The sequence below is a fragment of the Pseudactinotalea sp. Z1748 genome, assembly GCF_049725185.1.
GTDB lineage: Bacteria > Actinomycetota > Actinomycetes > Actinomycetales > Beutenbergiaceae > CALKWS01.
The window spans coordinates 402,736-414,484 of sequence record NZ_JBMPQB010000001.1 but is presented as its reverse complement, the minus strand read 5'-3'; the positions used below and the strand labels follow the sequence as shown (position 1 = coordinate 414,484).

Genomic DNA, 11,749 nt, shown 5'->3' with positions numbered 1-11,749 from the left:
TGATGGACGGGGGCGGCCCTGCGCGCTGCCACAAGCACGCGCAGGGCCGATCCCACAAGGTGGGTCGTGGGAAGGTCAGCCGGCCTCGATCATGATGCGACGCCATTGCTCGAGGTTGTCGTCCTGGTTCTCCTCGGCATTGGCACTGGCGTAGTCGAGAACATTGAGTTCATCGGCAGCCGGCATCTCCTCGGGCAGGTCTACCTCGGTGTGGGTGGGCCGACGCCCCGGGAAATCGTCCACCAGGGCCTGCTGCTGCTCGGCCGAGAGGACGAAGTCGGCAAATGCTCTCGCGTTGTCCGGGTTCGGTCCGTCAGCGATCTGGAACAGGCCGCCGGGCAGGAGCACCACACCGTCCTCCGGGTAGACGATCTCGACGTTCCCGCTCTCCAACCATCGGTACGCGCCCTCTTCGTAGGCGACAGCGATCTCCGACTCGCCCTGCCCCACGGCCGTGAACGGGGCACTGGAACTGTCATCGATGACGAAGTTTCCTGCGAGGTCCTCGACGAAGTCCCAGTCATAGGCGATCAACCAGTTGACCAGGGCCGCGTAGGAGGAGCTGGACGAGGCCGGGTTCGCGAACCGCACCTTCCCCTGCCATTGGGGGTCGGTCAGGTCTGCCCAACTTGTCGGAGCATCAGCAGGATCCACCAGGTCGGTGTTATAGACGATCACCATCGCAAACGCATCCGAGGGAGCGTTGAAACCGGCCGGATCGATGTAGGCCTCGTCGATGGCGTCGAGGACCTCCGAGTCGTACGGCGTGAACAACTCGGGTGAGGATCCCCCGGTCGTAGAACTGCCGCCCCACATGATGTCGCCCTGGGGCCGCTCGGCCTCCGCCTGGATCCGCCCGAGCAGATCGCCGGTACCGCCGGTGATCAGGTCGATCTCGATTCCGGGGTTCTCATCTTGGAACGCGGCCACGAAGTGGTCGACCATCTCGGTGGGATGGGAAGCGTAGATGACCAGTTGGTCCGTGCCGCCGGCACCATCCTGCTCATCGGCACCACTGCTGCCGTCGGAGCCTCCATTGCAAGCAGCCAGGACGAGCGCTACGGCCGCCAGAACCGGCACCAGGGTGATCCTCTTCATGTCTCAAACTCTTCCGCGTCGAAGGATAAGTTAGCAGTTGTCAGTCAACTGATGACTGCACAGTACGATGGCGGTCGCGGCGATGTCAACGCGACGTCAGGGCCCCGGGTAAAGATGCATCGGACTCGCGGCCCGCACCCGCGAGGCGCTAGATACTGTGCTCAGCGCACGACACCGTCAGGATGGAGCCATGGCAGATACATCGCGATCACTCACCAATGACGAGCCGCTGCACGTGCGCATGATGCGCAGTCTGAAGGAGCGGCTGGAGAGCGGGGAGTGGGCCACGGCGGACCAGCTACCCACCGAGGGGGACCTGGGTGCCACCTACGGCGTATCCCGATCCACCGTCCGAATGGCGCTGAAACTTCTGGAGTCCCAGGGCTTGGTCCACACCCGACGCGGCTCGGGCACCTTCGTAACGGCGCTGGGCTCCCGCGTCAGTGCCGGCTTGCAGGAACTGCGTTCGACCACGGAGACGATCCGCCAGCAAGGGTTCGAGTCAGGAGCCACGTGCCGCACGGCGGAGAAGCGGGTCGTCACCGCCGAGGCGGCCGACAGCCTCGGGATCGAACCAGGCGGCGAGGTTTTGTACCTGGAGCGCTCATTCCAGGCCGATCACCGCACTGTCGCCTATTGCTACGAGGAGATCATTGACGGGATCTTCCCCGGCCCCTACCAGCCGACCCAGTTCGACGGGTCTCTGTTCGAGTTGTTGCGTTCTCGTGGCATCAACACGCCGGCCTATGCCTCCACGGCCATCCATGCCGTCCACGACGAGGGCATCGCGTGGGGTGAGGACCCTCCTGCACAACCCCTGTATCTGCTATTGCGGCAGGCACACTTCGACCGCGAGGGCGCTCCGGTGATCTACTCGCGCAACTACTTCGTGGAGGGGGCCTTCCACTTCTCGGTGCTCCGGGTGTCGTAACCGGCGCGTCCGGTTCCACCGTGGCTCCTGCTCGCTCGAGGCCTGCGCAACGTCATGAGTGCACCGAAGGAGGTTGGGCTCCTCGACGGGTTCCAGGAGTTGGGCGGAGCCGAACACGAGGTACCGCGATCACGCCGGCGGCGCCCCGAGAACCCCATCCCCCGCTGAGAGATCGCGCACACGTCCCCCGCCGTCGTCGACCCATGATTGCGAACTGCACCCATCGATGGGTGACAATGGTCCGATGACCGGCGGACCCCTCATCGTGCAATCGGACAAGTCTCTCCTGCTCGAGGTCGACCACGAACTCTCCGCCGAATGCCGGCGGGAGATCGCCCCGTTCGCCGAACTGGAGCGCGCACCCGAGCACATCCACACCTACCGGCTCACCCCGCTGGGCCTGTGGAACGCCCGCGCCGCCGGGCACGACGCCGAGCAGGTGGTGGACACGCTGCTGCGCTTCTCCCGCTACCCGGTGCCGCATCACCTGCTGGTGGACGTGGCCGAGACGATGTCGCGCTACGGGCGGCTACAACTGATGCAGCACCCAGAACACGGTCTGGTGCTGCACGCCCTGGACACCCCGGTGCTGGAGGAGGTGATGCGGGCCAAGCGGACCCAGGGTCTGCTCGGCACCCGCATCGATGACGAGACCGTGGTGGTCCACCCCTCCGAACGCGGGCACCTGAAGCAGGTGCTGGTGAAACTGGGCTGGCCGGCGGAGGACCTGGCCGGGTACGTGGACGGGGAGAAGCACGCCATCGAACTGGGCACCGGCGACTGGCAACTGCGCCCCTACCAGGCCGAGGCGGTGGATACCTTCTGGCACGGCGGCAGCGGCGTCGTCGTGCTCCCGTGCGGAGCGGGCAAGACGATCGTTGGGGCGGCCTCGATGGCCCGCTCGGGCACCACCACGCTGATCCTGGTGACCAACACCGTGGCGGCGCGGCAGTGGCGCGACGAACTGGTGGCGTGCACCTCCCTGACCGCCGAAGAGATCGGGGAGTACTCCGGGGCGCGCAAGGAGATCCGTCCGGTCACCATCGCCACCTACCAGGTGCTGACCACCAAACGGAAGGGTGCCTACCCGCACCTGGAGTTGCTGGACGCGCGCGACTGGGGCCTGATCGTCTATGACGAGGTGCACCTGCTGCCCGCCCCGATCTTCCGGATGACGGCGGACCTGCAGGCCCGGCGCCGGCTCGGGCTGACCGCCACCCTGGTGCGCGAGGACGGCCGGGAGGACGAGGTGTTCTCCCTGATCGGGCCCAAGCGTTACGACGCGCCGTGGAAGGACATCGAGGCCCAGGGCTATATCGCCCCGGCCGAGTGCACCGAGATCCGGCTGGACCTGTCCCAGCGCGACCGGATGGCCTACGCCACCGCCGAGCCGGAGGACCGCTACCGGCTGGCCGCCTCCGCGCCCGCCAAGACCGCGGTGGTGCGGGAGTTGCTGAAGAAGCACGACGGCGAGCAAACCTTGATCATCGGGCAGTACCTGGACCAGTTGGAGGAGTTGGCCGGGACGCTGGATGCCCCCCTGATCACCGGGGCCACCACGGTGCCGCAACGCCAGATGTTGTTCGAGGCCTTCCGCTCCGGCGAGGTACCCACCCTGGTGGTGAGCAAGGTGGCCAACTTCTCCATCGACCTACCCGAGGCGTCGGTGGCGATCCAGATCTCCGGGTCCTTCGGGTCCCGGCAGGAGGAGGCCCAGCGGCTGGGCCGGGTGATGCGCCCCAAGGCCGACGGCAAGACCGCCCACTTCTACGCCGTGATCACCCGCGACACCGTGGACCAGGAGTTCGCCGCGCACCGCCAGCGGTTCCTGGCCGAACAAGGCTATGCCTACCGGATCATCGACGCGCAGGACCTCACCGCGGCGTAGGGCGCACGGTCCTCTCGCATCCGGTGCCCCAAGGGGGCGTCCCGACCGCCGGCGCTAACGGCGGGCATCCTCGACGCGCGCCCCGGTGGGGAGTTGGCTACTGTGACCGGACGAACCGGACGGGGGAGGGCGCATGACGACTCCGGAAACGACCGATTACCACACCGGCAAGGCGGTCCAACTCGCCACCGTGGCGGCGCTGGGCGGCTTCTTGTTCGGGTTCGACACCGCCGTGATCAACGGCGCGGTCAGCGCCATCGAAGCCCAGTTCGAGATGAGCCCGGGGCTGCTCGGCTTCACCGTGTCCTCGGCGTTGCTCGGGTGCATGGTGGGCGCCTACCTGGCCGGCCGGTTGGCGGACCGGATCGGGCGGGTGCGGGTGATGGTGATCGCTGCGTGCCTGTTCTTCCTGTCCGCGCTGGGCTCGGGCCTGGCGTTTGGTCCCGCGGACCTGATCGGCTGGCGGTTGCTGGGCGGTATGGGGATCGGCGCGGCGTCGGTGATCGCCCCGGCCTACATCGCCGAGATCGCCCCCGCCCCGATCCGCGGCCGCCTCGGCTCGCTGCAGCAACTAGCCATCGTCACCGGCATCTTCGTGGCGCTGCTGTCCGACGCCTGGCTGGCCGCGACCGCCGGCGGCGCCGCCGAGGAACTGTGGTTCGGGCTGGAGGCCTGGCGGTGGATGTTCATCGTGGAGGTGGTGCCCGCGTTCGCCTACGGCGTCCTCGCCCTGACGATTCCGGAGTCGCCGCGGTTCCTGGTGGCGAGCGGGGATGAGAAGGACGCCCGCGGTGTGCTGCGCCAGGTGATGCGGGTCGGTGTCGATGAACGGATCAAGGAGATCACCCGCACCGTGGTGCGCGAGGAGCGAGCCACGTGGCGTGACCTGCTCAACCCCGGCGGGAGGAACCTGCTGCCGATCGTGTGGATCGGGATCGGCCTGTCGGTGTTTCAGCAGTTCGTCGGCATCAACGTGATCTTCTATTACTCCTCGGCGCTGTGGCAGTCGGTCGGCTTCACCGAAGCCGACGCCCTCACCCAGACCGTCATCACCTCGGTCACCAACATCGCCGTGACGATCGTGGCGATCGCGCTGATCGACAAGATCGGCCGGCGCCGGTTGCTGCTCATCGGATCCTTCGGGATGTCGGTGTCCCTGGGCGCGCTGGCGTTCCTGTTCGCGACCGCGCGGGTGGTGGAAGGCGCCGACGGCGAACTCGAGCCGGTGCTGGACGGTGGGGCCGGCGTGGCGGCCCTCATCGCGGCGAACCTGTTCGTGGTGTTCTTCGGGGCCACCTGGGGCCCTGCGGTGTGGGTGCTGCTGGGCGAGATGTTCAACAATGTGATCCGCGGGACCGCGCTCGGTCTGGCTGCCGCAGCACAGTGGCTGGCGAACTTCGCGATCTCCACCTCATTCCCTGCGATGGCCGACCTGGGCCTCGGGTTCGCCTACGGCTTCTACACCACCTGTGCAGTGCTGTCGCTGCTGTTCGTGTGGAAGTTCGTCCCGGAGACCAAGGGCAAGGAACTGGAGGAGATGTAGACCGGCCAGCTGCCGAGCCGCCTGCCTATGCTCTGCCGGCGGATCCATCGGCCGGAGCCTCGCCCCGGTCGTCACAGCCGCAACTGCGTCCGATCACCAGGGTGCCCTTGAACGTCTGGTGTGCCGGCTCCAGCGCCGGGTCAGCGATCCGGGCGAGCAGCACTTCGGTGGCTACGCGCGCGATCTCCTCGATCGGCTGGCGCACGCTGGTCAGTGGTGGATTGGCGAATCGCGCCAGTTCGGTGCCGTCGAAACTGACGATCGCGACGTCCTGCGGCACCCGCAGGTCAAGTTCCTGACACGCCAGCAGCACACCGAAGGCCTGGACGTCCGAGGTCACGAACAGTGCCGTGGGGGCGGGCCCACCGGAAGCACGACGACGGGACCCCGGGCCGAGCAGGGCGTGCGCGGCGGCGTGACCACCGGCAGCGGAGAAGTCCCCGTGCTCCACCAGGGAGTCGAAGTCGTCGTCCCGGCCGTCCTGCTGTTGCCGCCAGCCCTGGATCCGTTCGGCCACCAACGTCTCCGTCGGCGGGCCCGCAATGCATCCGATGATCTCGTGACCGTGCTGCTGGAGGTGTTCGGTCGCGAGCCGGGCACCATGGGTGTTCTCCACATGCAACCGGGAAAAGGCCGGGACCTCCATGGTCCCGACCCGATCGACCACCAGCACCGGAACCGAGTGCGGTCCCAGTTCCTCCATCGCGGCGACCGACCCTGCGGAGGTCAGGATGACGCCGTCGACCTGCCGGTCGAGGAAGGACCTCAGATGGAGCAACTCGAGGTCGGAATCCTCATCGGTGACGGCGACGGATAGGGACTTTCCGCGAGCGGAGAACTCCCGCATGAGCGTGGCGGACAACTCCGCGAAGAACGGGTTGGTGGGGCTGGGCGTGAGCAGCCCGATGGAGTGGGTCGTCGCCGCGCGCAGTGCCGCCGCGATCCGGTTCGGCCGGTAGTCGAGTTCGGCGATGGCAGCCTCCACCCGCAACCTGGTCCTGGCCGACACCGGTCGGGGCCCTCCGTTCACCACGTAGGAAACCACGGCCGGGGACACCCCAGCGTGAGCGGCCACCTGGGCGCGCGTTACCGCCACCTGCACCTCCCCTTCCGGTCGTGCCCGACGCTACCAACACCGGTCCCTCAACGGACTCGCAGCGGGCTCAGGATCGGGGCCAGATCGGCCGCCGTCGGGTGGGAGGACTGGGCGCCCGGGCGGGTCACCGAGAAGGTTCCGGCCGCCACGCCCACCCGGACCGCGTCCGCCAGGTCGGCGCCCCCGGCGAGGTGCACGGCGAGGGCACCGACGAACGCGTCGCCCGCGCCGGTGGTGTCGACGACCTGCTGAACCCGTTCGGCTTCGATCGCGCCCGCGTCGTGCGCATCGGCCCAGACCGCGCCCTGCTCCCCCAGGGTGATGACCACCGACCGGCTCCGGTGGCGTAGTTCCTGGGCCGCCCGCAACGCCACCGGTACCGACCGCACCGCCTCGCCGAGGAGTTCACTGGCTTCGGACTCGTTGATGACCAGCGGATCGCACATCGCCAGCACCTGCGCCGGCAGGTGGATGAACGGGGCCAGGTTCAGCACCGCCCTGAGGCCCTGTTCGACAGCGGCCTCGACCGCGGCGGCGATCACCTCCGGATCGATCTCCGCCTGGAGGGTCAGCACGGCTCCGGGGGCCGATGCTCGAATCGCCCGCCGCACCCGATCCGCCCTGAGCGCGAAGTTCGCTCCGGGCACCACGAGGATCGAGTTCTCCCCGAACCGGTCGACCGCGACGACCGCGAGCCCGGTGGCCTGGTCCCCGACAGTTTCCACATCGGAGGTGTCGATGCCTTCGCTTCGCAGCACGCGCAGCAGCATCGCGCCGTCGTCATCGTCGCCGACGCATCCGATGAACGAGACCTGGCCGCCCAGGCGGGCCGCGGCCACTGCTTGGTTAGCCCCCTTCCCGCCGGGGGACTTGCGGAACTCCTCGGCGAGGACGGTCTGCCCCGGCACCGGCGAACGGTTCACCCGCATGAGGTAATCCACGTTCGCCGAACCGACGACGACCACCTGCCGGGAGTGCGTCGATTGAGTCACTTCTCACCTGTGGTGAGCGAGAGGCCGCCGAAGAAGCGCTGCAACATGAACATCATCACCGCCGGGATCAGGGACAGCACCACCGCTCCTGCGAAGTTCTGCCCGTAGTCGAATGAATGCTCTCCGAAGGTTCGTGCGAGGGCGACCGGTGCCACCTGCAGCCGCGCCTCGGAGACCACCAGCAAGGGCCACAGGTAGGCGGTCCACTGCCCGAGGAAGATCAGCAGAGCCGAGTTCGCCAGGGCCACGCCACCGATCGGGACGTACACATGGGTCAGGATCCGGGCCTCCGAGGCACCATCCAGGGTGGCGGCCTCACGGTAGGAGTTCGGGATGCCCAGGAAGTACTGCCGCAGGTTGAAGATGGCCAGTCCGTTGCCGATGCCCGGCAGCACCAGTCCCATGATGGTGTTGGTCAACCCCCAGCCGGTGAACAACTGCGACAGCGGGATGGCGATCGCCTCGAACGGCACCATGAAACTGACGACGACGAACGCGAACGCCGCGCCCCGCCCGGGGAAGTTCAGCACCGCCAGGGCGTAGGCGGCGGTGGCGCTGAGCACCAGGCCGATGCCCACGGTGAGCAGGCACACCACCAGGGAGACGAGTAGGGCCCGGCCGAACGGCCCGCTGAGCAGGTTCACGTAGTTGTCCAGGCTCACCGAACTGGGCACCAGGATGCGCCAACTCAGCGGTGAGACGGAACTGAAGATCTCCGAGCCGGGCCGGACCGACCCGACCACCAGCCACAGACCGGGCAGGATGAAGATGGCCGCCGCTGCCATGGCCGCCAGGGTCAGGATCGCGGACTTGCGCTCCAGGCGGCCGCGACGGCGACCGGCTACTGCGCTCATCGTGTGCTCCTCGCGGGCCGGTCCTCACGCAACAGCTGGAACTGCAGCGCGACGAAGACCAGCATCAACACGGTCAGGATCATCACCTCGGCGGCGCCGAGGTTCTTGCTCGAGTAGGTGAACGTGGTCCGGTACGCGTTGAACATCAGCATCGTGGTGCTGTTCTCCGGACCACCGTTGGTGAGCATCTGGATCGGCACGAACAGGACGAAATTGGCCACCGTGCACGCCACCAAGACGAACAGCAGCGGACGCTTCAGCAGCGGCAGCGTGATGGAGAAGAAGGTGCGGATCGGACCGGCACGGTCCAATTTCGCCGCCTCCATGTACTCCTCGGGGATCGCTTGCAGACCGGAGATGAGGAACAGCATCCAATAGCCGATCCCGATCCAGGAGATCACCACCATGATCGAGGCCATCGCCTGGGCGGGTGAGGTGAGGAACGGCTGGCGGTTCCCACCGAGCGCCTCGATGATCGCGTTGATCGGTCCGTTCGGTCGCAGCCCGATGCCCCACACGATCGAGGACCCCACGACCGGGACCGTCGCGGGGATGAAGATGAGGGTGCGCCATAGCGCCGGCGCCGCGATCCGCCGGGTCACCAGCACCGCGACGGCCAGTGCCAAGGCCACCTGCAGCGGGTTGATGATGACGTTGAACACCAGCGTGCGAACCACGGTGTCGCGGAACATGTCATTGGAGAAGAGCGTGGCGTAGTTGGTCAGGCCGCTGAAGTCCGCCGGCTGCACGCCGCCGGGGAAGCCCCGGTAGAGGCTGTCCATCGCTGCGCTGACGGTGGGCGCAATCCTCAGGGTGATGATCGTGACGAGGGCCGGGGCCAGGAAGACCACGACCCAGGCCAGTTCCTTCGCCCGGCGGCGTGAACGCTTGTGCTGACCGGCCCCGCCCGCACCCCGGCGCTGTGCCGGGGTGCGGGTGGGGCCGGTGGTGGACCGAGTAAGGGCAGTCATGAGCTTTGGTCTGATCGCGCCCTACTCGTACTGTGACCACGCGTTGGTCAGCTCATCCTGAGCCGATTGCAGCGCAGTCTCCGGGTCCGTACCGGAGGCGATGTCGGAGAAGGCCCGGCCGAGGATCTCCTCGAACTCCACGAAGCCCACGGTCTGCAGACGCGGCACCGCGGTCTCGGCCGTCTCGTGGTCGATGATCGTCACGGCGTCCTGACCGGCGTCGGAGTCGAACACATCGCGCTGGAAGTAGTCCTCCTTGCCTTCCGGTGTCGAGGGAAGTTCCGGTGCCCCGAAGTTCACGGCGTACCCACCACCGTTGTCGGCCGACATCCACCGCATGAAGACGGCGGCGGCTTCCTTGTCATCGCTGAACGGGCTCATCCCCAAGGACCACGAGCCGGTGGGAGTGACCGGCTCCCCGCCCTCGAAGTAGGGGTGCGGGGCCACGCCCCAGGTGAATTCGGCATCGTCGAGCTGCGGAAGGAGCCACGGGCCCTGCACGAAGAAGGCGGTGTTCCCGGTGATGAACTCGGCGCTGGACTGCTCCGGGGTCACGCCCAGTGGGGACAGGTCCTCGGTGAACAACGACTGGTAGAACTCCATCGACTCCACCCACGGATCGGAAGTGATGTCCGGCTCGAGTCCGAGGTCGTCCGAGGCGCCGGCGGAGCCGCCCTTGGACTGCGGCAACGGCTGGATCTGGTAGTACCGGTGCACCTGGCCGAAGAGGAAGCCGTGCTCGGCCCCGCCGTCGACGGCCTGCTGGGCTCGATCGCGGATCTCTTCCCACGTGATCCGCTCGGAGATGTCCGCCGAGGGCGCTTCGACACCGGCCTCGTCCAGCAGGTCGGCGTTGTAGTACAGCAACTGCGTGGAGTTCGCGATCGGCAACGACCACAGACTGCCGTCGAAGGAACTGGACTCCACCGGCGCGCTGTCGAATGCTCCGGTCACGTCCGCGAACTGCTCGGTCAGGTCTTCCAGATAACCCCGGGAGGCCAGCGCCGCCACCCGCGGCTGGTCCGCCCAGTACACATCCGGATTACCGTCCTGGTTCGCGATCCGCGCATCCAGCACCGAGTTCAACTGATCGAACGGCACCGCCTCGTACTGCACGGTGATGTCCGGGTGGTCCTCGTGGAAGACTTCGATGACCGGCTCCATGAGCTCGGCGTCCTGGTGGCCCAGGACCTGAATCGTGGCAGTCGGATCCTCCTCCGGGATCGACCAGCCGTCACCGTCACCGTCGCCGGCAGCGGTGGAGGAGTCGGAACATGCTGCGGTAAGAATCAGGGCCGCAGCCCCCGCGACGGCGGCAGCCGTGTGGATGCGTCGCATTTCGTGTGTCCTTTCGTGACAACGGTGTCGAGGCGAATCAAGGGTGCGCGTGGCGCGGTGGACCTGGTCGGGTGCGGCCGGGTCGGTCAGTAGGTGGCGATGCGGTCCAGGAAGTAGGTCATGAACTCCTCGACCCGCACCCCTACGGCCACCTGGGCGTTGGGCGCCGGGGCATCGGCGCGCTCCTGGAAGTCAGCGATGGCCACGCCGCGCCCGGCTTCTTCTGCGGTCAGGACGTTCACGTGGGCCGGCTGCCAGTCCATCAGTTCGGGCCGGGACAGGGCCGCGACGGCGAGCGGATCGTGCATCGCGCAGGACTGGCCCGCGCCTTCCTCACCAGGGTTGGCCTTCGCCAACCGGTCGAGCCAGGCGACCGTGCACTCTCCGGCGAACGCGCCGAACTCCCGTCCACTTTCGGCCATGGTCGCTGCGTCGTCCCGGGTGAGACGCACCTGGGTCGTCACATCCAGCCCGATCAGGCGGATGGCCGCGCCGCTGTGCATCACCGCTCGGGCCGCATGCGGATCGACCCACCAGTTGAACTCCCCCGGCATCCGCGCCGCCTGGGTGTGACCGCGGAACACCCCGCCCATCACCACGATCTCCTTGGCCGCGGTGGCAACCTCCGGTTCCATCGCGATCGCCAGGGCAATATTGGTCAGCGGTCCGATGGCCACCAGGGTGATCTCGCCTGGCGACTCCAGGACCCGGCGCGCGATCTCGGCCGCGGCGAATCCGGGCGCGGCCTGGTGGTGGCCGAAGTTTTCCTTCACGCTCTCCGGCGCACCTCGAGCTTTCTCCGGCTCCATCATCGGCGCAGCGGCACCGCGCACCACCGGAATGTCCGGGCGCTTCAACCGCCGCAGAAGTTCGACGCTCAGCAGCGTGCCGGATTCGACGTCGATGTTCCCGTTGACGCTGGTCACCAGCTCGACCTCGAACACCTCATCGGCCATCAGCAGCGCCAGCGCGAAACCGTCGTCGATCTCTGATCCCGGGGCGCCCATCGCCATATCGGTATCAAGAATGATCCGCATT

At 67.5% G+C, this 11,749-nt stretch carries 10 protein-coding genes; 3 read left to right on the top strand and 7 right to left on the bottom strand.

Going from position 1 to position 11,749, the window contains the following annotated elements:
• Positions 1-75 precede the first annotated feature (75 nt).
• Positions 76-1,098 carry an extracellular solute-binding protein gene (locus tag ACO0LU_RS02005; RefSeq protein ID WP_424789753.1) on the bottom strand — a complete coding sequence of 341 codons (1,023 nt, stop codon included), beginning with the start codon at positions 1,096-1,098 and terminating at the stop codon, positions 76-78.
• Positions 1,099-1,288: 190 nt separating this feature from the next.
• On the opposite strand from ACO0LU_RS02005, the gene ACO0LU_RS02000 reads away from it, so the two are divergent.
• The 3 genes from ACO0LU_RS02000 (at position 1,289) to ACO0LU_RS01990 (ending at position 5,460) form a co-directional block, all read left to right on the top strand.
• Positions 1,289-2,029, top strand: coding sequence for a GntR family transcriptional regulator (locus ACO0LU_RS02000; RefSeq protein WP_424789752.1), 741 nt, complete (start codon positions 1,289-1,291; stop codon positions 2,027-2,029).
• A 244-nt stretch (positions 2,030-2,273) separates the two neighbouring features.
• Entirely contained in the window at positions 2,274-3,917 is a 1,644-nt protein-coding gene (locus tag ACO0LU_RS01995; RefSeq protein WP_424789751.1) for a DNA repair helicase XPB, read from the top strand.
• A gap of 133 nt (positions 3,918-4,050) precedes the next feature.
• Positions 4,051-5,460: a sugar porter family MFS transporter gene (locus tag ACO0LU_RS01990; protein WP_424789750.1), complete on the top strand. Its 1,410-nt coding sequence runs from the start codon at positions 4,051-4,053 to the stop codon at positions 5,458-5,460.
• Positions 5,461-5,485: 25 nt separating this feature from the next.
• On the opposite strand, the gene ACO0LU_RS01985 is transcribed toward ACO0LU_RS01990, so the two are convergent.
• The 6 genes from ACO0LU_RS01985 to ACO0LU_RS01960 form a co-directional block, all read right to left on the bottom strand.
• Positions 5,486-6,556, bottom strand: a complete 1,071-nt coding sequence (locus ACO0LU_RS01985; protein WP_424789749.1) for a LacI family DNA-binding transcriptional regulator — start codon at positions 6,554-6,556, stop codon at positions 5,486-5,488.
• Positions 6,557-6,603: 47 nt separating this feature from the next.
• Positions 6,604-7,548, bottom strand: a complete 945-nt coding sequence (gene rbsK, locus ACO0LU_RS01980) for a ribokinase (protein WP_424789748.1) — start codon at positions 7,546-7,548, stop codon at positions 6,604-6,606.
• Complete coding sequence (locus ACO0LU_RS01975) at positions 7,545-8,402, bottom strand: carbohydrate ABC transporter permease (RefSeq protein WP_424789747.1); 858 nt, start codon at positions 8,400-8,402, stop codon at positions 7,545-7,547. The genes rbsK and ACO0LU_RS01975 overlap by 4 nt, the downstream gene beginning before the upstream one ends.
• Positions 8,399-9,373, bottom strand: coding sequence for a carbohydrate ABC transporter permease (locus ACO0LU_RS01970; RefSeq protein ID WP_424789746.1), 975 nt, complete (start codon positions 9,371-9,373; stop codon positions 8,399-8,401). Before ACO0LU_RS01970 ends, ACO0LU_RS01975 begins: the two co-directional genes overlap by 4 nt.
• Positions 9,374-9,394: 21 nt before the next feature.
• Positions 9,395-10,711, bottom strand: coding sequence for an ABC transporter substrate-binding protein (locus tag ACO0LU_RS01965; RefSeq protein WP_424789745.1), 1,317 nt, complete (start codon positions 10,709-10,711; stop codon positions 9,395-9,397).
• 86 nt (positions 10,712-10,797) lie between these two features.
• Positions 10,798-11,748: a nucleoside hydrolase gene (locus ACO0LU_RS01960; protein WP_424789744.1), complete on the bottom strand. Its 951-nt coding sequence runs from the start codon at positions 11,746-11,748 to the stop codon at positions 10,798-10,800.
• Position 11,749 lies beyond the last annotated feature (1 nt).